19 protein-coding genes are annotated in these 23,324 nt (G+C 39.8%); 7 read left to right on the top strand and 12 right to left on the bottom strand.

The genetic code is table 11. The features are described from left to right. Positions 1-133 precede the first annotated feature (133 nt). The 6 genes from AAG747_RS06210 to AAG747_RS06185 all read right to left on the bottom strand — a co-directional run bounded on the left by AAG747_RS06210 (position 134) and on the right by AAG747_RS06185 (position 5,017). On the bottom strand, positions 134-430 hold the full coding sequence (locus tag AAG747_RS06210; RefSeq protein ID WP_346820279.1) for a hypothetical protein: 297 nt from the start codon (positions 428-430) through the stop codon (positions 134-136). 84 nt (positions 431-514) lie between these two features. Continuing rightward, positions 515-1,039 carry a Rod shape-determining protein MreD gene (locus AAG747_RS06205; protein WP_346820278.1) on the bottom strand — a complete coding sequence of 175 codons (525 nt, stop codon included), beginning with the start codon at positions 1,037-1,039 and terminating at the stop codon, positions 515-517. Positions 1,040-1,060: 21 nt separating this feature from the next. After that, on the bottom strand, positions 1,061-1,879 hold the full coding sequence (gene mreC / locus AAG747_RS06200; RefSeq protein ID WP_346820277.1) for a rod shape-determining protein MreC: 819 nt from the start codon (positions 1,877-1,879) through the stop codon (positions 1,061-1,063). Between the two features lie 422 nt (positions 1,880-2,301). Beyond that, a complete protein-coding gene (locus AAG747_RS06195; protein ID WP_346820276.1) occupies positions 2,302-3,330 on the bottom strand; it encodes a rod shape-determining protein in 1,029 nt (342 codons plus the stop codon). A gap of 189 nt (positions 3,331-3,519) precedes the next feature. Then, entirely contained in the window at positions 3,520-4,170 is a 651-nt protein-coding gene (locus AAG747_RS06190) for a carboxypeptidase-like regulatory domain-containing protein (protein WP_346820275.1), read from the bottom strand. A gap of 394 nt (positions 4,171-4,564) precedes the next feature. Then, the gene (locus AAG747_RS06185) at positions 4,565-5,017 is read right to left on the bottom strand and encodes a hypothetical protein (RefSeq protein ID WP_346820274.1); all 453 of its coding nucleotides are present in this window, start codon (positions 5,015-5,017) and stop codon (positions 4,565-4,567) included. 389 nt (positions 5,018-5,406) lie between these two features. On the opposite strand from AAG747_RS06185, the gene AAG747_RS06180 reads away from it, so the two are divergent. Both AAG747_RS06180 and AAG747_RS06175 read left to right on the top strand, forming a co-directional pair. Then, positions 5,407-5,808, top strand: a complete 402-nt coding sequence (locus tag AAG747_RS06180; protein WP_346820273.1) for a globin domain-containing protein — start codon at positions 5,407-5,409, stop codon at positions 5,806-5,808. Positions 5,809-6,070: 262 nt separating this feature from the next. Continuing rightward, a complete protein-coding gene (locus AAG747_RS06175) occupies positions 6,071-6,811 on the top strand; it encodes an SAM-dependent methyltransferase (RefSeq protein WP_346820272.1) in 741 nt (246 codons plus the stop codon). 29 nt (positions 6,812-6,840) lie between these two features. Here the strand turns inward: AAG747_RS06175 and AAG747_RS06170 are convergent, their stop codons facing one another. Beyond that, positions 6,841-6,966: a hypothetical protein gene (locus AAG747_RS06170; RefSeq protein ID WP_346820271.1), complete on the bottom strand. Its 126-nt coding sequence runs from the start codon at positions 6,964-6,966 to the stop codon at positions 6,841-6,843. Positions 6,967-7,610: 644 nt separating this feature from the next. On the opposite strand from AAG747_RS06170, the gene AAG747_RS06165 reads away from it, so the two are divergent. Continuing rightward, a complete protein-coding gene (locus AAG747_RS06165) occupies positions 7,611-8,366 on the top strand; it encodes a tetratricopeptide repeat protein (RefSeq protein ID WP_346820270.1) in 756 nt (251 codons plus the stop codon). A 62-nt stretch (positions 8,367-8,428) separates the two neighbouring features. On the opposite strand, the gene AAG747_RS06160 is transcribed toward AAG747_RS06165, so the two are convergent. The 4 genes from AAG747_RS06160 to AAG747_RS06145 form a co-directional block, all read right to left on the bottom strand. Then, positions 8,429-12,577, bottom strand: coding sequence for an AAA domain-containing protein (locus AAG747_RS06160; protein ID WP_346820269.1), 4,149 nt, complete (start codon positions 12,575-12,577; stop codon positions 8,429-8,431). Positions 12,578-12,618: 41 nt separating this feature from the next. Next, entirely contained in the window at positions 12,619-13,398 is a 780-nt protein-coding gene (locus tag AAG747_RS06155; protein ID WP_346820268.1) for a TerC family protein, read from the bottom strand. A 115-nt stretch (positions 13,399-13,513) separates the two neighbouring features. After that, positions 13,514-14,425: a universal stress protein gene (locus AAG747_RS06150; protein ID WP_346820267.1), complete on the bottom strand. Its 912-nt coding sequence runs from the start codon at positions 14,423-14,425 to the stop codon at positions 13,514-13,516. Positions 14,426-14,787: 362 nt separating this feature from the next. Next, entirely contained in the window at positions 14,788-16,149 is a 1,362-nt protein-coding gene (locus AAG747_RS06145; protein WP_346820266.1) for a hypothetical protein, read from the bottom strand. A 108-nt stretch (positions 16,150-16,257) separates the two neighbouring features. Between AAG747_RS06145 and AAG747_RS06140 the strand changes: the two genes are divergently transcribed. The 3 genes from AAG747_RS06140 to AAG747_RS06130 all read left to right on the top strand — a co-directional run bounded on the left by AAG747_RS06140 (position 16,258) and on the right by AAG747_RS06130 (position 19,672). After that, positions 16,258-17,673, top strand: a complete 1,416-nt coding sequence (locus tag AAG747_RS06140) for an SLC13 family permease (protein WP_346820265.1) — start codon at positions 16,258-16,260, stop codon at positions 17,671-17,673. A 76-nt stretch (positions 17,674-17,749) separates the two neighbouring features. Next, a complete protein-coding gene (locus tag AAG747_RS06135) occupies positions 17,750-19,117 on the top strand; it encodes a sensor histidine kinase (protein WP_346820264.1) in 1,368 nt (455 codons plus the stop codon). Between the two features lie 69 nt (positions 19,118-19,186). Continuing rightward, on the top strand, positions 19,187-19,672 hold the full coding sequence (locus tag AAG747_RS06130) for a response regulator (protein WP_346820263.1): 486 nt from the start codon (positions 19,187-19,189) through the stop codon (positions 19,670-19,672). A 3-nt stretch (positions 19,673-19,675) separates the two neighbouring features. Here AAG747_RS06130 and AAG747_RS06125 read toward each other — a convergent pair whose 3' ends face one another. Beyond that, positions 19,676-20,971 (bottom strand): anthranilate synthase component I family protein, encoded by a 1,296-nt coding sequence (locus AAG747_RS06125; RefSeq protein WP_346820262.1) that lies wholly within the window; start codon positions 20,969-20,971, stop codon positions 19,676-19,678. A gap of 587 nt (positions 20,972-21,558) precedes the next feature. Here AAG747_RS06125 and AAG747_RS06120 point away from each other — a divergent pair. Next, the gene (locus tag AAG747_RS06120; RefSeq protein ID WP_346820261.1) at positions 21,559-23,259 is read left to right on the top strand and encodes a glycoside hydrolase family 3 protein; all 1,701 of its coding nucleotides are present in this window, start codon (positions 21,559-21,561) and stop codon (positions 23,257-23,259) included. The last annotated feature ends 65 nt before the right edge of the window (positions 23,260-23,324 follow it).

The raw sequence follows: 23,324 nt of genomic DNA, 5'->3' as shown, positions 1-23,324 counted from the left end.
AGATCGAGGTAGCTTTTAGCCCACAAAGATAAAAGCTATCTATTAAAAATCGCGCTTTCCTTTTGGCTTGCGCTATGGAGATAGCAAAACAACAGTTTGTTGAGCCAATAGTCAAAACCATACAGTACCCTGATCAGGTGTATATGTCTGATAAGGTAAGGTAGTATTGCTCCTCCGCCATAAGTATATTCCGGATGGAAGCTTTACGTATTTTTATCTGGTATTTTTTTAACCTTCGGTACAATACCTCGGTGAGCCTTTCGGTAGAGATCAGGCATTTTTCAGTATAACTCAGCTTTTCGTAGTATTCCTTCTTCTGCAACAATATGAATTGTGTAAGTGGTAAGGAAAGTACTTGCCTTGACTGAGCCGGTAAATTTCTAAAAGTACTGATTACGGTTTGCTCGGGGATATTTGAATTTACATTCATGATACTTGAGTTTTAGTTTAGTATCAAAGTAAATTCCCGAGTCCGTAAAGGATTTACGAGGTATAGATGCGGTTTTTGTTTTTTTTAAAGCGCTCTTTTCCGTTTAAAATACAAAAGAAATTGAAGGATGATAAAAGCACTTAAGGTGAAGAGTGAACTGGCTAATGCTCTGGATAAACTGTGGATAATCAGCTCAAAATTGCTGGCTTCCAGAATAAAAAAGCATAAATGGTGGATAAAGATCAACAGAAAACTATAGGTGACGAACCACTGGAAGCCCAATTCTTGAATAGTAGGATGGGCATTCATATCGTACCCCCCGCTGGGTTGTAATAAATTAATGATATAAGTCCTGAGATAAGCAATGAGTACACATGCCGCTGCATGGATGCCTAACGAATCGTAAAAAACATCAATGGTCAAACCCACAAAAAAACTTGTCACTAATAGAGTAAACCGGTTGATGTCAATGGGGAGTAAGAGAATAAAAGAGATATAGACAAAGCAAAAGGCTATATCAAATAGAGCTACATTCTTTAAAAAGACAACTTGTAAGATAATGTAAGCAATGAAACTAAAAGCCGTAGACAAGAGGTTTGTTTGAGCCATGCAATTATTCAATTAAAAAAATTAGTCATTGGTTGATGCGCTTTCCAAAGAATCTTTTTCAGCCCTGGAAAAATTATTAATGACATATACGTAACTTAAGTTGCTAAAATCAGTGGCAAGTTTGAGCTGAATATTTTGAAAGCTTTCGGATTCGTTGTTATCCACTTTATTTACCACCCCAATTAAGATGTTTTCCGGAAATACGGCATTGGAGCCGGAAGAGACCACCGTATCCCCCTGGGATATTTCAACATGCCTGGAAATATACAAAAGCGAGGCTTCCGTATAGTCGGTGCCTTCCCATTTAGTAGTACATAATGTTTTACTTTTTTTGAGTTGGGATGAAACCATAATATTGGAGTGAAGTAGGGAATACACCGTTGAGAAATTTTCAGAACAAGCTTTGATTTTTCCTACCACACCTAAAGTACTGATGACCCCCATTCCAGGCTTTAAACCATGTTTTCGTCCTTTGTTGATGGTTAAATAATTATTGGATTGTAAAAAGGAATTATTGACCACTTTTGCAGGAATGAATTCATACTCCAAAGAGTCCGTTCGTAAACTATCAGTATTGACGTTGGGACTGAGACTCCAAAGGAGGTTTCGTAAACGGGCATTTTCCTTTACTAAAGTTTGGTTTTCGGCAGTCAGGTGGAAATAGCCGGAGATATTGTCAGATACGGAAAATACATTGCCTGCTAAGGCATTGGAAGAAGATAAGAACGCGTAGCGTTGATAAGTATTTTGTGTAAAGATCAACCACATACAAATCAGTTCCAATGCAAGGAATACTATAAAAAAACGAAATTTAAATATAAAGGCCAGCAGTTGATTCATGAATCAAAAAAGTAAAAAAGTAATAGACTGAATTGCATGAGACCCGTATGCATACGCTTGCGGAATAAAAAAATCTCAGAGAACGGAATTCAGGTTGGAAGTTTAAAGTTTTGTTTTGGTGTCGAGGGAAAACCCGAATTTCCAGCCATTAAAATTAGCATGTTTACGATAAATGTTCAAAAATAAAATATGCAGAATAAATTAGTATTATTCTGCATATTTTATTGTCAATACATAGAAGTGGTTTAAACTTATGGTTTTTGACCGAACATGGACTCAAAACCGGCTCATCAAGGCACTTTTTGAAGAGAATAGCCAAAGCTATTGTTGAAAAAAAGTAAGAAAGAGGAGGCGTTTTTGAAACATTTTTCAGGAAAAAGAAAAAGGTTAATTCACTTCATTTGTATAATTCTTAATGGAGATTAGGTTAACAGCACCGACTTAAAAGTATCGAGATTTTTTAAGGCTTCTCCGGTGCCTCGTACTACGGCTCTAAGCGGATCTTCTGCCACATGCACCGGGAGTTTGGTTTTGATCGCAATACGCTTATCCAATCCTCTTAACAAGGCTCCACCACCTGTAAGGTGAATACCGTTGTCATAAATATCAGCGGAAAGCTCCGGAGGAGAAATTTCCAAGGCTCTTAGTACGGCTTCTTCGATTTTTGAAATCGATTTATCAATGGCGAAAGCGATTTCGGTATAACTCACCTTGATGATTTTCGGAATTCCTGTCATCAAATCCCTTCCACGAATTTCATAGTCGTCCGGAGGACTTTCCAAGTCGGTAATAGCAGCCCCTACCTCAATTTTAATTTTTTCGGCAGAACGTTCACCAATCAACAAGTTATGTTGTCTTCGCATATAATCCAGGATATCCCGGTTAAAGACATCCCCGGCAGTTCTGACAGATTGATCACAGACTATGCCCGAAAGAGCGATAACCGCAATTTCGGTTGTCCCCCCTCCAATATCCACGATCATCGAGCCTACGGGTTGTTCAATGTCAATGCCAATCCCTATGGCCGCTGCGATGGGTTCAGGGATCATGTAGACCTCCTTAGCCCCGGCATGTTCGGCCGAGTCACGTACCGCCCTTTTCTCAACTTCTGTAATTCCGGAAGGGATACAAATCACCATACGGTGAGAAGGGGAGAAGAAACGGTTACGACCGCTGTCAATCATTTTGATCATGCCCCGGATCATTTGTTCTGCAGCATGGAAATCAGCAATTACGCCATCTTTTAAAGGCCGGATGGTTTTGATATTTTCATGCGTTTTTTCATGCATTTGCATAGCCTTTTTACCGATGGCTATCACTTTTCCTGTAGCACGATCTAACGCGATGATGGAAGGTTCGTCCACTACAATCTTTGATTTGCTAAGAATAAGTGTATTGGCCGTTCCCAGGTCTATTGCTAAGTCACTAGTAAAAAAATCAAAGAAGCCCATTTATGTAAGTAGCATTAGAGTTGTTTAGCGGGATAATATTATGAAAAAAAGTGATTTTAAAAAATTGAATTTTGTAAATCAGCGAGCAAAGAATCTTGCCCTTTTAAATAACGAAAGCATATACGAACTTGTATATGCTCACAGTTTCGAATTTACTGCAAAAAAATCAATATCAAACAAATATAGCGCCTAATTTTTTTTCTTTAAGTCTCCCCGTTTGACAGATTTGATAAATTCGGCCCAGGCAAACGGGTTGAGGATAGAGAAGGAAGGAGCGAAAAAGCGATTGGCACCCCGGTCTATTTGATTGTACATGAAGTAACGGTGGTTCAGACTTCCATCCATCGGTAAGCTTCTGGCCATTTCGTTGAGGGTTTGTTGGTTGAGGTTTTTCTCCATGTTTTCGTATCGCTCGTCCCTTATGTCCAGTGCTAAAAAGGCCTCTTTAAAAATTTCCGGTGAGGCGTAGGGGAAAACTTCCACAACGGGCAAATAGGTAGTATCGGTTTGTAAATCTATTAATACTGTAAAACCGGCATCTTTCCGTTCCGGAATGATGATGTTTTGTTTTTTATAGCCTACTGCACTGATGGTTACAGTGTCCCCTGAGAGGGTTGGTAATGAAAAAAAGCCAACTCCATTGGTGACAGTTCCTAAACCTGCTCGCTTAATGTACACGTGAACTCCGGGTACACCATAAGAATTATCCCCGTCTACTACAATTCCGGAGAATTGGATGGTGGATTTTTCTCCTTGAGCAATAGATTGGGTAATTGCACAGAAAAACAATGCTGAAGCAACAAGAAATACTTTGGGATTGAGATGTTGTAATAGGTTCATTGTGTTTGGGCTTTCTGATTCAAATGAAAGTCATAGCGCATATTGACTTATTTGTAATATCCAAATATACTTAAATAGAGATTATTACAATACTTTAAACATGAGAGATCTATAGAAGGTATTGATTTCATTAAGTAATACAACTAACACAAAGGTAAAGCATACAGCATGATTTGAAACATTTTATGTGTAGCTTGGAAAAGCCATCAATCAACTAAAGAGAGGTTGTTATGTTGATGGATTCTCAAAATACAAAGCTCCGGCAAAGTAATCAAATTAACTCATCCGACTTAACCAAGCTTAGACTTAAAGAAAATATATGGTTTCCTCAATAAAAAAAGTGAATAAAACATTGTTTATTCACTTTTAGAAATGCAAGATATCTTCAAAAGGTTTATTCTCCTGAAAACAATTGTGCTTTTAATTTTTCAAATTCTTTCTTTTTTAACAATTGAAGTTGTTGGCTTTTTTCTTCTACCCACCGGGCCTGGCTATAGTCTCCTTTGGGGTGTGCTTCTTGGTATGTCTTATATTCAACCCCCAAGTCTACGAACTCTTCCTCATAGGCATCTTCAATTAAAATGAAGTTGGCATTGATATTTGCTTTGAGTTCAATCAGGTTGACGGGTTCTTCCAACATGATTTTTTCCAATTGTTTGATATAGTTGGCTTTTTCAAGCTCTTCTCTCACTCGAGCCTCTTTTTCTTCATCTCGTTGATTATTTGAGTTATTGATCCCCCAAAACTCATTACTTTCATAGTTGGAGCCGTCTTCACCTACACTCAATTCAACTGAATTTAACTCTTCCATCCATGAAAATACCAGGTTTTTTTCTTTGGAATTCATAGCAATCCAAGGCTTTCCGACATAACCTGCCCATGTAAGGGAATCTTGTGGGTTTGTCTTTAACTTTTCCCATAGCCCTGGTTTTTGTAAAGGATCGTTTACATTACTTTGGGCCATACCAACAAATGAAAATAGTCCGTTAGTGCCCAAAAATGCAAAAAATAATATGAATTGACATCGTAAGCTCATAGTCAAAAGGATGATTACGCGCGTAAAATTTCTAGAGGTTCTTCAAAACTGTAAGTTTACAGGTTAAGGTAAACTTGTCAAAAATAATTTCAAAAAATGTTTTAAATCATTGTTCCCCATATGCATTTCCTCATAGATTAGATATGCCTAATACGCAGAACATTAGTTTATTAAAATAACCACTATTAAAAATCAATAGTATGACGGAACGGGAAATTTTATTAGTTCAGCAGTCTTGGTCTAGGGTGGAAAACCATTTAAATGAGTTGGGAGAGCGTTTTTATGAGAGCCTATTTGAGATGGAACCTCAATTTCAAAACCTCTTTAAAAATGACTCTAAAAAGCAATCTGTCAAGTTTATACACTTTATGACCATTCTTGTCAGTAAGTTACATGAAGAAGCTAAATCAGACCAAGATTTACAAGCTTTGGCCAAGCGGCATCATGCTTACCGGGTAGAGGAGGCTTATTTTGCAAAATTCGGAGTTGTGTTAATGAAAACGTTAGAAGAATTCTTTCAAACGGAATGGACTGAAGAGTTACGGTTAGCCTGGCAAAATGCCTTTGTGCAAATTTCAGGACGAATGGTTCAGTACATGTAAGATGAGGATAAAATCAATGTTTTTTGCTGTTTTTTTCTTGGGAAAACACCGGTTAGATAGCTAATATACTCGAAAGAGTAGAGATGAAATTTATTTCCCTGTGTATTCATTGAGCATGTTTGGGCTTTATCGGGCTTAGTTTCTTGCTAAGGTATTTGATAATACTCGAAGATGCTCTTAACTTTTTACTCAATTCAAGATAAATACTGTTTATTTTTGCTCAAATCAATGAAAAATAGATCTAGCAATTAACTAAAATAAAGTGGAAAGAAAAACGGAAGAATGGTTTGATACTTGGTTTGACTCACCTTACTATCATATCTTATATAAACATAGGGATGAAGAAGAAGCCAGAATGCTATTGGATAACTTGGTCAATCATTTGCACATGGCGCCAAAGCACAAAATTCTTGACTTGGCTTGTGGCAAAGGCCGTCATTCCATCTATTTAAACCAATTAGGGCTGGATGTGGAAGGAGTAGACCTCTCTGAACAAAATATCACTTATGCACAACGGTTTGGCAATGACCGCTTGCATTTTGCCAAGCACGATATGCGGGAAGTTTATAAACGGGAGGCATTTGATTTTGTGGTCAATATTTTTACCAGTTTTGGTTATTTTGCTTCTGACAAAGAACATCAAAAAGCAATACAGGCAATTGGTAAAAGCTTAAAACCTGGAGGGACGTTGATAATTGATTTTTTAAATGTATATAAGATCAGGCATCAACTAGAACCGGAAACCATCATTTATTCAGAAAATATAGAATTTCACATTCGGAGAAAAATAGAAAATGAAGTAATTGTGAAGGAAATTTCTTTTTGGGAGAAGGAACGTACTTACCGCTTTGAAGAACGGGTAAAAGCCCTTACCAGAAAACAATTCCAACAATTTTTTGAACATGCAGGGATGAAGTGCAGAGAAATATTGGGAGATTATGAAATGAATCCTTTTGTAAAAGAACAATCTGACCGGATGATTTTTATAGTGGATAAAATCTAATGTTGCTGGCCTGATTAGTACCCATTTGTTTAAAAGGCAAGGGAGGCTTGCGTCACTTTTACCTTGGCTTCTTTTGTAGCTACGGCATCTTGCTTGTCATGACATGACTTCATTACAAAACTGAATGTAGTAAGTAAAGAAGTTGATAGTATCATACAAAGTATTCTTTTGAGTTTCATAGCGTCAATATTTTGGGTGGCTTCGGAGAATCATTTATCGTAAAACGCCTTATTTTCTTAATTGTTGGTTCCTAGTTTAACCTTACTTATTTTCTATGGTTAGAACTAACTAGCTGTAAATCACTATATTTGATTGTTTGTTGCTCGCCATTTCTTCTTTTGATGTAAGGTTTGCGTAATGTGTTTTGCGAGATTGCATGTTTTGATGCAAATTTCTGCCTGTTTTTTCAGGGTTAAAGCTAGCAATGAACTCGTTTTTTTCTTGTATTGGGTTGTGCTAAAACCTTACAAAGGTGAGAAAGCCCTTAAATGGGTAGCCTTTATGTATAAAATGTAACAAAGCGCCTTGATTTTGTTGGAATTGGGCTTTTGGGATTTTTCTTTCCTAATCTATTCTTCTCTTTTCATTGCCCAATTCTGTAAATCTTCTTGAAATCTTACTGCAAGCCTGAGCCTTCAACGTAATGGCATAGTTTTTTAATATGTGTAACTACTCGCGATGATTGCCTATGCCCTTATAGTGAGAAATCCGGGGTGTAGTTGGGTGAAAGCATATTTTCACCTCTTAGTAGCTAAAAAGTTATCTCTCCGAATTTATTTACCGTATTGAGATTGAAAACATGAAAAAACTATTGCTAGTCCCCTCCTTCATTTTGTTTTCTGTGTTGATTGTTTGTGGGCAAACACAACAAAATAAATTTGAAACATACTTTCAAACAGCCATTCAACATGCAAAACTGACAGAGTATGAAAAAGCCATTGGTTATTTTGAAAAAGCTTTGGCGCTACAACCTGATCATTACAATTCCCGTGAGAATTTAATGATCTGTGCGACTCGTCTTGAAAATTCCGACTTGATTCTCAAACATGGTTATTATCTAATGAAAAACGCTTATGATGAGGCTTGGCTTTATTATGTGTTGCAACGGGAAGAAGTGAAGCAAAATCGCTTACAACATGCGTTGAAAATATTGAAGAAAGGGCGGAAACGACATCCGGAGAACCTTGACTTGATCTCCCACTCGGTCAAACTTTATATACAAATGGAGAACTATCCGGAAGCAGTGGAACTCTTAGAACAAAAGCTACAACTTAGTCCAAGGGATAAATATGCATATTGTGAGTTGGGAAATCTTTACGAAAAGTTGGATAAGTGGAAGAAAGCAGAAAGTAATTATCAAGCCGCTTTAAAATTAGATCCGGTCTTTTATGAGGGCTTGTCTGCCATGGCAAGTTTGTATTACAAAATGGGTTTGCAGGAAGTGAGCCAAAAGCAGGTATATTTTGCAAAAGCAAAGCCCTATTTTAACAAAGCGAATGCTGTTAAGAATAACAAAGTCTGGATGGTAGGAACATTGGAAAACTTTCATGAATAAATAATAAAAAGATATCGATTTTACCCCAATAGAGCAATCCGGAGTTGGTTTTCCGGGTTGCTCTATTGGTTTTCGGAAGGGAATGCATCAATGTATTTGATCAGATCGTCTTCCAATTGTGCAAATTGTTTCCAGTATTGTCTGCTGTAATACCGTTTATACGACCAATTTTTGTGTTTTAATGCCAGAGGAATATAGGCATGTGCCTCTTTGGCAGAAGTACTTTGGTAGTAAAAATCATCGTCCGTAAAAATGAGTTTTTGATACGTTTGGTCAAAGGTGACCAAGTCTGCAAAAGGCAAGCTATCCACAAATTGCGAATGTTGTTGAAATTGTTCTTTGATTTTGTGTTTGAGATACCAATCAATGGTATGGAAAGGATAGGCTTCAATTTTGGGGATATACTTCCCCTCTGCTACATCATAAGCATAGTGTAAGTATTTTTTCAAGAGTTTCGGGCCGGAGTGTTTGGTATTTTCCACGTTTAACATTGCTGGCAAAATACTGCTGACAATGATAATTTTTTTGCGGGCCCGGGTGATGGCTACATTGAGGCGGTTTTCTCCTTTTTCTTGATTTAAAGAACCAAATTGTACATTGACTTTTCCCGCTTTGTTGGGGCCGTAACCTATGGAGAAAAGAATTACATCCCGTTCATCTCCTTGTACGTTTTCTATGTTTTTAATAAACAGTTCTTCCGGGTAGTTAAGCTCTCGCTCTTCCAGGATATCGCGGATAAGTTCTTGTTGTTTGAAGTTGAAAGTGATAATACCGATGTTGTAAATTTCATCTTGAAGTAATTGTTCCACAAGGTCTACGACTTTGTGCGCTTCCGGGAGGTTTTGGTTTTGTAGCCACTCCCCTTCTATTTTGATATAGTCAATCGCAGGTTTATTCTCTATAAAATCCTTGTAATGTGGAATAAGTTTAAGTTGCCCGCTGTAAAAATGCCGGTTTGAAAAGTCAATCAAATCCAACGACTGGCTTCGATAATGCCCGTTCAGTTGAATCTGAGAAAGGTATCTTGCGCCTAAATCTAATAAAGAGTCAATTTCCAGTACAGGGTCGTCTTCCAATGCTTCCTCCCAACGGGGTTGGTAAAGATCAAAAGGAGCTAATTGTTGGCTGTCACCGGCAATCACCACTTGTTTCCCCCGGTACATGGCCGGAATACCCTTCTCTGCAAAACACTGGGAAGCCTCATCAAAAATGACGACATCAAACATCTCTTGCATGGGAAAGACTGCGGAAACCGTTTCAGGGGAAGCCAGCCAACATGGGATCAGTTCCAACAACTCATGTGAAAACTGTTGGATTACTTTCCGGATGGGCCAGATATTCCGTTTTTTATTGGTTTGATGATGCAAGTCCCGGTAGGTGACCCGGTTATTTAAGCGGTTGTACTCTATATCGTGATAGGTGCGCTCCCGGGCTTTCATGAGCACGATTTGCTTACAAAGTGCTTGTTTTTTCCGGATTGACTGTTGCAACTGCTCTTCTATAAGTTGCAATTTATCCGATGATACTGAACGCAGAATGGGGTTTTTAGCCTCCAGATGATGGATCCAATTGACTCGAATACTGTTATCAAAAAGCTTTACAAATTGTTCCGAATCCCATTGGCCTATTTCTTCGTGTAATTTGAAAATGACCTCTTTTTCCAAACTTAATAAAGAAGAGTTTAACCGGTCAAATTCACACAATACGTCAAAGTCTTTGTCCAGGGTTTTTAACAGCCGTTCCGTATATTGTTCTTCTTTTGTGAGTTGATTGATTTGCTTGGTAGTGAGGTATTGTACCCATTGTCTTTTTAAAGCACTGATCTTTTTTACCTCATGAAGTAATGTATTGATTTTGTACTGGAAATCTTCAAGACTTAAGCGTTCTATATCCAAGTATTTAATGCCATTGCGTAGTTTTTTATATATTTCTTTGGCTGTCAATGCCCTCAGATAGGTTTTTAACCATGTGACAAAACTATCCTTTTCATAATCCTCCGGTATGTCCGTCAACCAATCTTGTTCTGAGAGTTGACTGATATTATGTTCCAGATTCATCCGGTTATCAAGGCGTTGGACCAATATATCCAAAGCCTGAGGGTGTTGATGCAGTTGGTTTTTATGGAGCAGGTGTTGCAGCAGTTTATTGTTTTTGGAAATTAACTTCCAGGTAAACCATTTATACCAACTTTTTTTGGCGTCTTGGGCTTCCAATAATACACCTTGTACATGAGACAGATCATGTTTGTCAAAAGACGTTTCCACCCCTTCGGAGCCAAAGGAATTGATCAGCGTTCTTTTAAAATTGGACAGCCAATGATAATCTGCTTTGGGCGAACGGATACAGCGTTTGAAATACTCAAACGTTTGCGCATCATGCAGAATTTCTGTCATTTTCCTGAAATCCTCTTCCATATTGGCCATCCATTCACATTCGTCCAATGTGATTTCCATTTGAATCAACTCCTTTAACCTTTCTTGTACTTGGTGAAAAGAGGGATACACCAAATGAATGAATTTTTTAAGAAGGGCTTGGTCTTCCACACCGAAGTTTTCAAAGGAGTGGCGTTCGTACCATGGGTGGCTGGGGTAGGCTACTTTTTGCGCATAATTCAGGTAGGACTTGACCCGGTTGAGAAAGTGACTGTGATTGCTGAAATGAAAATGATTGTATTCTCTCCGTAAGTTGATATAAGGCTCGTGAATATTGCTGGTCAGGTATAATTCTTTGGCTGAAAGGCCACAGTCACGGGTGTCATACAAAGCTGCTTTAAATTCCTCCAGTTCCTCTGTGGCTTGGTCTATTTCCCTACTTAATTTAATAAAGTTGCGTTCCAAATAGATGGCGTCCAGGCTATTGTTTTCAGACTGGTAGTATTCCAAATTTTCTATTTGGGCTTTTATTTTTTGGTAAAGGGGTTTACGGTCTTCTTTAAAATCATGAAGCAAAGCAGAGGAAGTCTCTAAGCCAACTACCTTCAGTCTTTGATAGACTACATCTAACGCAGCCCGTTTCTGGCAAACAACCAATACATTTTTTCCATGAGCAATGTTGTCACAAATAAGGTTGCAAATGAGTTGGGATTTTCCGCTGCCGGGAGGACCTTGCACTACAATGGAGTTTCCTCCTTTGACCGCTTTAATAGCCCTTTCCTGAGACGCGTCCAAGGAAAAGGGGGTGAATAGTTCTTCTTCCTTGGATGCTTTGGAAGTGACGGTTTTGTGTAATGGCCTGTCTTGATGTAAGGTGTCTGAAGGGACGAAAAATTCTTCCAGGTCTTTTACTTTTTCATTGAGAATTAACTCGTCAAAGTCAGGGACCAAATAAGAGGAAGATTGAGGAAATATGCCCAGTACGGCTTCCGGGTACACTTTTAACTCGCCTGTATAGTGTTGTTGTTCAAATTCCGGCTTGGTGTAAGTACGGAAAGGGCTGAGTTTATCTTCAAAGGTTTCTTGGTTAAAGTGAATTTCAAAAGGACTTTGTTGGAGAAGTTGATAAAGTTGGGTTCTGAACTCCCGGCTTTCTTTGGAATATTCATTAAAGTCCGTGTCCAAAAAATCGTCCTTAAACAGGATTCCGTTGTAGTGGGAATAGGCCAGCAACAGCGTTTTGTTAAAGGTAATATTTACATCTTCCCTTCTTTTCAAAAGCCAATTACCTTGATAGCTTTCTAAGGATACGGGAAAAAATAACAAAGGGCAACGCACCAACGTATCGTCCATCATTTTGCCTCTGACAAAAGGATAGCCTATATATAAATCTTTGGAGCCGCTTTCTTCAAAGATAAACTTGTCGGTGCGGAAGATTTTCTGGAGTCTGGCGCTGATGGTATTGGACTTATTATCTCTACTGTCCAATACGGGCAATAAGGGAATACTGGCTTTGCCGGCTATCAACTGTTCGATCAATGAAAAGGCAGGCTGATGGTTGAGGTAATCAAAATCCAATAAGTCGACAAACTGGCTCTTGATAAGGCGCAAAAGCAACAGGGATTTGTTTTTGGTACTGAGGTTGGTGAGCCGTTTTTGGAATATTTTTAATGTCTGATGCAAAGTATTCAAAGTTGATTCTACCAAGTAATAATACTTAACAATCCGCTCTTCTTCAATGGCTTGTAGGAAAATCTTTAAAGAAAGCGGAAAGTAGATAAAGAGGGGAGGGCAAAAAAAGATAAACCCTCCAAAAATTATCGATTCGGCTACTTTCAACGAATCATAACCTTTGGAGGGTAGGAAATGTATTGAGATTATTATTGATCGACTTTTACTTTTTCCGTTTCCGGATGCGTCAATTGTGTTTTGATTGTTTTCTTTCGCATCCGCAAGTTTAATAATTCTACCAATAGGGCAAACGCCATAGAGAAATAGATATACCCTTTCGGTACATGCACATCAAAGGCTTCTACCACTAATAAGAATCCGATAAGTACTAAAAAGGAAAGGGCCAGCATCTTGATGGTAGGATGGTTTTCCACAAAATCGGCAATACCCTTTGAGAAAACCAACATGACGATCAAGGCAATAACCACAGCGATGATCATGATCAAAATTTCTTGTACCAGGCCTACCGCAGTCAAAATGGAATCGAAAGAGAATACAATATCAATCAATACAATTTGAACGATTGCTTTCCATAGGGTAAGTCCCACCGTTTTGGCGGCTCCACCTTCTTCATGGCCTTCCAGCTTATCGTGGATTTCGGCGGTACTTTTGGCAATTAAGAATAAGCCTCCTCCCAGTAAGATCAGGTCGCGGCCACTGAAGTGTGGGTCCATGTTTAAACCTTCCAGAAAACCTAAAGAAAATAAAGGTTCTTTTAAACCAATGATCCAGGTAATCCCAAAAAGCAAGGCAACACGTACTACCAGAGCGATTAAAATTCCCAGGGTACGGGCTTTGTCTTTTTGATGAGCGGGTAGTTTATTGCTGACAATAGAGATGAAAATCACATTGTCAATCCCTAATACGATTTCAAGGGCAGTAAGGGTAAGCAGACTGATGAGTCCTGCTGAGGTAAAAAGCACTTCCATTTTGTTGTTTTAAGTGTTATTTTCAGGAACAGAAGGTGTGTGAAAGAACAAAGGCACCAAACAAGCTTTTCATTGTATTTCAGATGCCTACCACCTGATATGAAAGCGAAAATAATTAAATTTTCAAAATCGCTTCAAAGAATGTAAGATTATGTTCTTTGTTTTTAAATACTAGGGTTGGGACTCCAAAGTTGTAATGGAATAATTTTTCGGAAGTGCTTTCCAAAAATGCAGCTGCCATACCCGTGCGGCCTTTTGAGCTCATCATGATTAAATCAGCCCCTTCTACCAAGGCAATATTAAAGATGATTTTTGGGCCTTTGTGTCCGGGATCTAACTGGTAACGGCAGGAAATATCGATGCCTTTGAGGTCTAAGTCTTTAATAAAGCACTTGTATCTCCTTTCTGCATTTTTATGCATAATTTTCGCAAATTCCTCCTGTGTTTTACCACAAGTATGATAACCATGAGGAACGGTATAGATATGCAAACACTCTATTTGCATTCCGGTTTTCCGGGCAAAGGGTAAGGCGCCTTCCAATGCCAACTTGGACTCGGATGAAAAATCCACCGGGATTAATACTTTGGAGAAATTAGCCGTAGCATTTTCCGGAAGACATAATACGGAACACAATGCTTTACGAATCAGTTTTTTAGGCGTGTGCCCCTTACCTTCCGACAAGTTTTTACGTCCTGTGATGATCAAATCCGCTTTGTGTTCGTATGCTACTTCTAAGATTTTGGCTGCCGGTTCCCCGGCTTTTACCTGAATGAGAATTTCCTCAAAGGAGGGTTCCGATCGAAACGGTTCTATTTTCTCTTGTAAAACCTGGAGGAGCTTTTCCTTTTGGTGTACCAGTATGCCATGGGTATTAACCGCTTTTTTCAGGCTGTCTGGCTTGGCCACGTGTACCAAAATAATCTTTCCGGTGTTGATAATCGTTGAAAGTTGGAAAGTGTACTGAAGTAACGTTTCATCCAGTTTACTGAGATCTAAGGCGACAACAAGGTTTTTTAGCGCGTACATAGAGTAGGTGATTGGTGAATGAGAATGAATTCAGTAAAGTCTAAAAAGCTGCTTTACTAAAACGGATAGTTATTTTGTGTTTTGATAAAGCTAAAGGACTTATTAGGCGGGTTGTTAAGAAGTTGTTAAAAATATCCTGATGAATCTTAATAGTACAACACAAGTTTTCATAACAATGTCCCCGAAGGGGGTATGATGAAAGGTTTTCATCACATCCTACGGAAGCCTTAACTACATTCACCATTCTACTATACAAACAATATCAACTGTGAAGAATAGACATAAACCTATCGCATCCTCTGAGGGAGAAAGCAATAAAAATGCTTGTTTTCTGCTATTTAAGCATGTTTTGATAGGGAATATCACTCTACCCGCAGATGCAGTTGCATGACAAACATTCCTTTGTATTGCTCCTGTATGTTTCCCTTTTCCGATGCAAAAAAAATGGGTCTGCTTTGGTAATTCAACGTAAGTTTGACCATATGTTCGTGAAGCAGCCAGTTCATTCCCAGGTCGTATGAGAATACTTTGTCTTCCAAGGCCTCAAAATCACTCCATAAGAAATAGGCGTAAGGTTGTAAGCGGCCTTTCAAAGAACCTGTGAGGTTTTTAGGTAAAATATATCCGACCTGTGAATGCCATACATGTCCGGTGCCCAATACCGGATAGGCATTCCCGGCACCGTTCAAAGAGCTTTTTGAGTCGAGGCTCCCGGTCGCCGAATTGTTGGCTCCGATATTCCGGATATATCCCGGACCATAGTTATGTTGGTAAAAACCGGAGTACAACGTAATTACCGCACCTTCCGGCGAATGGATCGGAGCATCGTAAAAAAGATCCACCGCCCAATGTTTGAGCTCGTAATAACTGGTATCTTGGGAGGTTGTGAGGGCCCACATGGCTTTGGGTTGGTATAAAAAACCCGCTCCCAGGTTAAAAACTTTTTTCTTTCCCAAATAAGTCCCTACATGATAGGTTCCCCTGTTACTTTCCTTTTCTAAAAATTGCCATTTAAAATATCCTGAACTTTGGAGGCGGGGAGCATTATAGGCAAAAGCTACTTGTGTAGTCGGAGGTTTGTTTTTAAAGCCTATCACAGGGTTACTCAGGACCAACCGGTAATCCAATTGTCCGATTTGGCCCTTGGCATAGAGGCTGTATTTTCGAAGAAGGTCATCCAATTGGTTGAGCGTAGTCGTACCGGCAAAAGGAATATCGTATCCTAAAGGTTTACTGGAGCTGGGTGCGGCATAGCGGGAAGGGCCGCTAATGGCGGTTTTTCCCCCGCCAAGAATAAGAAAATCAGAGAGCTTATATTCCAATAAGGCATCTAATAACTGAACTTCCACGCCTCTTCCGGTACTGGCTTTAGCATTGTTTTGTCCGATTTGGGTAAAGAAGTACAATTGATCGGTGATTTGTCCGCTGGCTACCAACCGGTACCTTCTTAAAGAAATGTCAAAATTGTTCGATTGAGGTTCGCCGTTAAGGGTAGAGCCCGGGTTGTTTTCCGTATACCTGACCCATAATTGTCCCACAAAAGCAAAACCTATATAATGGGTATTGTTTGAATTTAGATTGATTCTGAATTTCTGGTTTCCTATACTGTTGTTTTCCTGTGCAAGTATTTGATTATAAATACCTTGTATTAAAATGATTGAAAGGCATGCATACAAGGAGTTTAAGGTGCGGATACGGGGAGTTAGCAATGAAAAATGTTTCATTTTTTTGGTTTGAAAATAAAAAAATGCGTTCTACCTTCACCTGCGAAATAAGCGAATATGGACTTATTTCGCACTTACCAAACCAAGTATAAATTAATGATTTTCGTCATGAAAACATATGTCAAACTTGCTATTTCTTGTATTACTCCCTTATTCATCCTAATGCTTCCGCCGGAAGCCATTCCATTGGACAAAATCACCTTGGTAGAACAGCGGGTGATTGCCATTTTTGTGATGGCTACTTTATTCTGGATATTGGAGCCGATTCCTATTTATGCCACATCTCTTTTGATTATATTACTGGAACTGATCATGGTATCCGACAAAGGCTTTGTGTCATTTGTCAGTCAAGGTGCAGCGCCATTGGGTGAGCTCCTGAGCTATAAAGCCATTATGGCTACCTTTGCGTCTCCAATTATCCTCCTTTTTTTAGGCGGCTTTTTTCTGGCAATGGCCGCTACAAAATACCGCCTGGATCAGAACCTGGCCCGGGTAATGTTGAGGCCCTTTGGTAAAAAGCCGGCTTGGGTGATGATGGGACTGATGGGGATTACTGCAGTGTTTTCTATGTTTATGAGCAATACCGCTACCACTGCTATGATGCTATCATTGTTGGCGCCCGTACTGGCGGTGTTTGACGAGGGTGACCGGGGAAAGATAGCATTCGTGTTGTGTATTCCGGTAGCTGCCAACATAGGGGGGATTGCTACTCCCATCGGTACGCCTCCTAATGCCGTAGCACTCAAGTATTTGACTGGAGAGCATAGTATAAGTTTTGGTAAGTGGATGACTTTTGCTTTTCCCTATGTGCTTATTTTGCTGGGTATTGCCTGGGTGCTTTTATGGAAGCTGTATCCTACACAAACGCCTTCTCTCAATTTGAATATCAAAGGGAAGTTTTTAAAAAGTGCCAAAGCTAAAATTGTTTATGCAACTTTTGCCGGAACCGTACTGCTTTGGTTGACGGATTTTCTACATGGAATGAATTCTTATATAGTGGCTATGATCCCTGTGGGCGTATTTTCCGCAACCGGTATTATCACCAAAGAAGATTTGAAAAATATCAGTTGGGACGTATTGTGGTTGGTATCCGGAGGAATTGCCTTGGGCCTGGCTCTTGACAAAAGTGGCCTGGCGGTTAATATTATACAGAATATCCCCTTCGAAGAGTTTTCTCCTTTTGTCATTATTGTGGGCACCGCCTTGTTGGCCACATTGATGGCCAACTTTATGTCCAATACCGCTACGGCCAACTTATTATTACCCATCGTTGCGGCTTTGGGTACCTCTTTGCAAAGTTTGGTGCCTTTGGGAGGGGTGATGATGCTGATTTTAAGTGTAACCATGTCTTGTTCTTTGGGAATGTCTTTGCCCGTAAGTACTCCTCCGAATGCCTTGGCCCATGGTACGGGACTCTTGGCTTCCAAAGATTTGACCAAAACAGGAATTAGCTTGGGAATTATCGGCCTCTTTTTGATTTTCGGCTTGATGTATTTGCTGAATACCGTGCAGTTTTTTCATTAAGAATATGACCGGGAAAAATTGAAGCTTGTATGAAAAGGCGGTAGTTTAATTTCTTTTTTTATCTAAAGAATATGTTATGCCAAATTCCAATATCGAACAATCTATCAAAGCCAATATAGATATTGAACAAATCCGGAAAAGGTATTTTGATAAACCCTCACAACAAATCCGGTTCAAAAAGGGAGAAACGATTCTACAGCAATCCCAGGAAAATGATAAACTGTTTTTAATCCTGGAGGGGCATGTGGTGGGCTATGTGCAAGGTGAAGAGGAGAAACCCATGGAGTTATTCCGTTTATGGCCCGGAAGGTTTGTGGGAGTGTATAGTTTTTTTACAGGCAAGTTTCAAAGTTTTGCCCATATCCGGGCCGAGGAAAATTGTAGTTTGGCGTATATCACATTACAAGAAGCAGCTCAGCTAAAAGTAGCTCAGCCGGAAGTGTATGAAGACTTTATTAAAATAATTGTCAGTGAATTGGCTTACCGCAATTATTTGGCTCATAAAATAGCAACGGAAAAAGAAAGGGCGCTTAAAAAGCTGCTGCAAACCGATAAGATGGCAACCTTGGGCCAGATGGCAGCCGGGATTGCGCATGAATTGAATAATTCTATGGTCGTGATTCAACGGAAAACAGAGTGGCTGGCCGAAGAAATAGGAAAGTTGGTAAAAGCCGTTCGGCCTGAATGGAATGATTTCTTTGTACAAGGCCTGGAAAAAGGGCAGTTTCTCTCCTCATCCGAAGTAAGGCAGAGGGGAAAATTCCTTCAGGAAAAGTTTCATTTGTTTCCTGCTTTAGCAAAAAGATTAGCCAAGGCGGGGTTGGATGATCAGGTCTTACAATCGTATAAATCAGATCTGCCCAAAGCAGCCGAACAAATGGTAAACTATTGGGAGTTGGGTTTGGCTTTGTATGACATGTCCTTTGCGGCAACTCAGGCGACCCATGTAGTCAAATCTGTAAAACAACTGGGAGCCAATCGCTCTGAAAGGGTACAAGGAGTGGACCTCAATGAAACGATCAACGAATCTAATGCTTTATTGAGAAGTTTGTTAAGAAAAGTCTCCTTGGAATTAAAACTGGCGGCACTGCCCGGGATTTATGCAAATAACGGTGAGCTGGTGCAAATTTGGACAAACTTGATAAAAAATGCCTGTGAGAGCATGTTACAAGCTAATACACCCGATCCTTTATTGCTAATCAAAACATCCGTGAAAAAAGAGAAAGTGGAGGTGCAGATAACCGATAATGGTCCGGGCATTCCCGAAAGTATTTTACCTAAAATATTTCAACCTAACGTAACGACTAAAGTTCAAGGGTTGAATTTTGGATTGGGCTTGGGTTTGTCCATTGTGCAAAGATTGGTGAGTAGTTATGAAGGAAGTATTCACGTGCAAACCAAGCCCGGGAAAACTACTTTTACCGTGATACTACCAGTGGCTTAATTGGCAATGTGTAAGCCGGAAAAAATGTAATTGATTTTATTCTATAATGTATATATCTCTGAAAGTAAAATGAAAAAGCTAACTATCATATGTATTGATGATCAGCGTGAGGTTTTGTCTGCCATTGCCTCTGATTTAAATGTATTTGAACCTTATTGCCTGATAGAAGAATGCGAGTCAGCCGATGAAGCGATGGAATTAATGGAAGAACTGGATGCCGAGGGAAAAGCCATTGCCTTACTGATCAGTGATCATATTATGCCTGGAAAAAACGGAGTGGAGTTTTTGACTGAAATTAATCAGGAACATCGTTTCCGGCATATCAAAAAGATCTTGTTGACAGGGTTGGCTACTCATCAGGATACGATCCGGGCAATTAATAATGCCGGAATTGATCACTATTTGGAAAAACCCTATAAAGCCCAAGAATTACAACAAGCGGTGAAGGAGCTAGTAACTCAATATATCTTGAGAACAGGACTTAACTACGAGGAGTATCCGGGTTTGATGGACCAAGATACTTTATTAAAAGAAATGCGGAATAAAATTCAATGAGGTTTACTGGGAAGGTAGTCTGTCTACCCCTAAGGCTTTTAAAATACCCTGGGCTTTTAATACGCATTCCTGATATTCCTTTTCTGCGAGGGCATCATAGGTGATGGCACTGCCAATCTGAAAGGATAAATAGCGGGAGGCCTGGTTGTAGAGTATGCTACGGATAACCACATTGAAATCAAAATCACCTTCTGGGGTTATGTAGCCAACGGAGCCGGAATACAAGCCTCGTTGGCAATCTTCATACCTTTCTATCAATTCCATGGCCCGTATTTTGGGAGCTCCGGTCATACTACCCATTGGAAAAGCATTGCGGATGGCCTGTGTAAACGGAACTTCTTTGCGCAAAGTCCCGGTGACAGTGGAAATCATTTGATGAACCTGACGGAAGGCATAAATGCCAAACAGTTCGGGTACTTTCACCGAGCCAAATTCACAACTACGGGCCAAATCGTTGCGTACCAGGTCCACAATCATCATATTTTCTGCAATTTCCTTTTCATCCTGCCGGAGTTGTAGTTGCAGGGCTTGGTCTTCTTCCGGGTTTTGTCCTCGTTTAATAGTGCCTTTAATGGGCTGGGAAATCAATTGTTGGTCTGTCTTTTTGATAAACCGTTCCGGTGAAGCACAAAGCAAGTATTTGTCAATCACCTTGTGAAAGGTACTGAAAGGGGTAGGAGAAACGGCATTGAGTCGCTCGTACAAAAACAGAGGGTCGGCATCGGAATTTTCGGCAAAAAACTCAATACAATAATTCAATTCGTAAATATCGCCCTCGATGATATGCTCTTTAATGGCATTGACAGAACGGATGTATTTTTCATAGGAAGTCCGCTGTTGTAGGGTAGGAGGGGGGATTTCTACCGGACAAATATTTGTGTTTTGAATTTGATCCAGAAGTTCATTGGCTTTTTCAGAAGGATAAAGGTGAACAGCGTTTTTGGAAAAGCGGATCAGGTATTCCGGAACGTAGAAGAAAGCATCGGGGAAGTTAACCCGGTTGGGGTTTTGACTGTGAAGTGCCTCTGTTTCATTTTTGAGATCGTAAGTAAAATGTCCGAATATCCAGTCTTTTTGTTGCTGATAAAACTGCTGTAAACGGTAAAAGGTCTGTCCATTGTCAAACAGGCAGATAGCTTTTGTTCCGACTGCCAATAAATTTTCAAAGGCTTGTTGAGGATATGCAATACCGTTTGAATCTAAGTAAGTGCACACTTCAAACCCGGAAGCCCAGTGTAAGGCTTTGCGCCTGAAAGTCTCAACATCATCCGTCCTTATGGTTTTCCAAGCATCAATCATCTGGAGGCAGCAGAAAAAATCATCAGTAATAATTTTCTTAACAAGCAAAGTTACGGAGAGTATATTTAAATTTCATCCTTTGAGTGATAATCCCCATACCCAGATACTTCCACATATACTCCTGCTAAAAATAGGTGTAGGAGACTTTGAGATGATTTATAATTTCAAAGCTTTTTAATATGCCTATAAAAGGTTAGATTAGGGCTTGAAAAAAATGCAGACCGATTGATCTGATACGATAGCCACACTCAACCACCATACTTCAATTAAAAGTAGAGACAGTTTGAAGGTTCAGATTCATGTGATCTGACTGACAAAACACTGTATCTGTATTCTCTATTTTGACCAAACAACACCGTACATTTTCTGATTCTTTATTCCCAATTGGGCATATACTGTTCCAATGGCCGGCCTTGGTGAATGATTGTTGAGGAGTACTTGATATGGATGTTGCCAAATATGCGCCCTCATTGATAGTCAGTATGTATGGAATGCACTTCCCCCATTTATGTCTTTCAGTATTGATAGATATGAGTTTTTACGAATACTATATCTAATTTTTATAAACCTCAATTCACAATCGTCAAATGAAAAAAACAACTATTTTTTGTCTGTTAGGATTGCTCATCAGCACCTTACTGTTACCTACTTCCTGCACCCAAACTACACAACTGGATCAGACTGAGGTAAAGAAAAAAGTCGGTCAACTGTTTCTATTGGCTTTTACCGGTTCTGAAGCGGATGTTGTGTTGCCTTTTGTCCGGGAGAGAGGCATTGGCGGACTGTATCTGAGTAATGATAACCTGAAAGAACCTACACAAACAGCCAAACTTCTTAACACTTTACAAGCAGCAGCTGTGGAAGGGATTTCTCAACAACCCCTGTTGACAGCCGCTGATCAGGAAGGGGCTTGGGGAATTATGGTACCTTATTCTACTACCGGACCAGGCAATATGGCATTAGGGGCAGCTCCTGTGGAAAATACGGAGAAGATGTATTCAATCTTTTCACAAGAACTGGCAGCAGTAGGTGTTTTTTGTAATTTATCCCCAGTGGCCGATGTCAATTCCAACCCTTTGAACCCTATCATTGGCACGCGTTCTTTTGGGGAAGATGTACAAAAGGTAACCGACCGGGTAAAAGCCTCAGTTAGCAGTCTTCAACGTAATGGTATTATTTCCACCGCCAAACACTTTCCCGGTCATGGAAATACACATTCCGATTCACACAGCGGTATCCCTCATGTTGACAGGTCATTGCATGAAATTGAGTCTATCGATTTAGCGCCTTTTAAGGCAGCGGTAGAGGCAGGGGTTGAGATTGTCATGACGGCTCATATTATTTACGACTCACTGGATACCGAAAATCCGGCTACCTTGTCTCCTGAAATTTTGAATGGTTACCTCCGAAAAAAATTAGGTTTTAAAGGAGTAATCATCACCGATTCTTTCAATATGGGAGCCATTCAAAAAAATTATGATCCGGCGGAAGCCGCTGTAGCTGCGATATTGGCCGGAGCGGATATGATCATGTTGGCGGAAGAACGCTATGGCGAAGATGTGGGAGACTATGTTAAATCACAACACAGAATGATTGACCGGGTAGAACAGGCAGTGCTGAATGGTGAAATTTCCATGGAACGTTTGGATGAAGCGTATAACCGTATTGTTACTTTAAAAGAAAAATACCAGTTGGCTCAAAAAATACCGGTGGATGTAGAAGTTGCTGCTTCGATAGTCGGTAGTCCTGAAAATAAAGAAGCGGCCATAAAAGTTGCCGAAGCAGCTTTGCATATAGCTTATGACAATCAGTCTTTATTGCCATTAAAACCTGATTCGGAAATTTCAGTTGTCAGACTCACCAAAGAAGATGTGGAAAGTATTGTGAAAATCTCGGAGGGCATTGGTCCTAATTACTACACGGCTTATACCGACTTTGTGACCGCCCTGAAAGAAGAAGGCTTTCAGGTATCGGAGTACAGCTATGATGAGGCTCTTCCTGAGAAGAATGTAGTCATTTGTGTCAGTGAAAACTATCCCTTTCCCGGAAAGTCGCTTGATCTGGAAGAGCAGCGCAACCGACTGTCATTTGTACAAGAACAAAACGGTGCTCCTGTCATTAATGTGGCTTTGAAAGATCCCTATGATGCATACCTGGTGAGTCCTGATGCGTATGTAAGTGCGATGGGTTCTAATATTTCCAACGTGAAGGCGATGGCCCGTTTACTTGTTGGCAAAACTGAAGCAAACGGAACGTTACCGGTTAGTCCGATTGCCATAGAGAACTGATTCTGTTGACCAAACCACCGGATGGAAAATGAGTCTATGATTTCCATTGAACGAAACATAGCTAA

This window comes from Rapidithrix thailandica, from assembly GCF_039710355.1.
Taxonomy (GTDB): Bacteria; Bacteroidota; Bacteroidia; order Cytophagales; family Flammeovirgaceae; genus Rapidithrix; species Rapidithrix thailandica.
Note: the sequence above shows the minus strand (reverse complement) of the source record. Positions and strands in the feature narration are given on the sequence as shown.

What these genes read in the sequence shown, in the direction of transcription:
- AAG747_RS06210 (WP_346820279.1), bottom strand. Translation starts at nt 430, where the DNA reads ATGAATGTAAATTCAAATATCCCCGAGCAAACCGTAATCAGTACTTTT.
- AAG747_RS06205 (WP_346820278.1), bottom strand. Translation starts at nt 1,039, where the DNA reads ATGGCTCAAACAAACCTCTTGTCTACGGCTTTTAGTTTCATTGCTTAC.
- mreC (WP_346820277.1), bottom strand. Translation starts at nt 1,879, where the DNA reads ATGAATCAACTGCTGGCCTTTATATTTAAATTTCGTTTTTTTATAGTA.
- AAG747_RS06195 (WP_346820276.1), bottom strand. Translation starts at nt 3,330, where the DNA reads ATGGGCTTCTTTGATTTTTTTACTAGTGACTTAGCAATAGACCTGGGA.
- AAG747_RS06190 (WP_346820275.1), bottom strand. Translation starts at nt 4,170, where the DNA reads ATGAACCTATTACAACATCTCAATCCCAAAGTATTTCTTGTTGCTTCA.
- AAG747_RS06185 (WP_346820274.1), bottom strand. Translation starts at nt 5,017, where the DNA reads ATGAATTCCAAAGAAAAAAACCTGGTATTTTCATGGATGGAAGAGTTA.
- AAG747_RS06180 (WP_346820273.1), top strand. Translation starts at nt 5,407, where the DNA reads ATGACGGAACGGGAAATTTTATTAGTTCAGCAGTCTTGGTCTAGGGTG.
- AAG747_RS06170 (WP_346820271.1), bottom strand. Translation starts at nt 6,966, where the DNA reads ATGATACTATCAACTTCTTTACTTACTACATTCAGTTTTGTAATGAAG.
- AAG747_RS06165 (WP_346820270.1), top strand. Translation starts at nt 7,611, where the DNA reads ATGAAAAAACTATTGCTAGTCCCCTCCTTCATTTTGTTTTCTGTGTTG.
- AAG747_RS06155 (WP_346820268.1), bottom strand. Translation starts at nt 13,398, where the DNA reads ATGGAAGTGCTTTTTACCTCAGCAGGACTCATCAGTCTGCTTACCCTT.
- AAG747_RS06150 (WP_346820267.1), bottom strand. Translation starts at nt 14,425, where the DNA reads ATGTACGCGCTAAAAAACCTTGTTGTCGCCTTAGATCTCAGTAAACTG.
- AAG747_RS06145 (WP_346820266.1), bottom strand. Translation starts at nt 16,149, where the DNA reads ATGAAACATTTTTCATTGCTAACTCCCCGTATCCGCACCTTAAACTCC.
- AAG747_RS06140 (WP_346820265.1), top strand. Translation starts at nt 16,258, where the DNA reads ATGAAAACATATGTCAAACTTGCTATTTCTTGTATTACTCCCTTATTC.
- AAG747_RS06135 (WP_346820264.1), top strand. Translation starts at nt 17,750, where the DNA reads ATGCCAAATTCCAATATCGAACAATCTATCAAAGCCAATATAGATATT.
- AAG747_RS06130 (WP_346820263.1), top strand. Translation starts at nt 19,187, where the DNA reads ATGAAAAAGCTAACTATCATATGTATTGATGATCAGCGTGAGGTTTTG.
- AAG747_RS06125 (WP_346820262.1), bottom strand. Translation starts at nt 20,971, where the DNA reads ATGATTGATGCTTGGAAAACCATAAGGACGGATGATGTTGAGACTTTC.
- AAG747_RS06120 (WP_346820261.1), top strand. Translation starts at nt 21,559, where the DNA reads ATGAAAAAAACAACTATTTTTTGTCTGTTAGGATTGCTCATCAGCACC.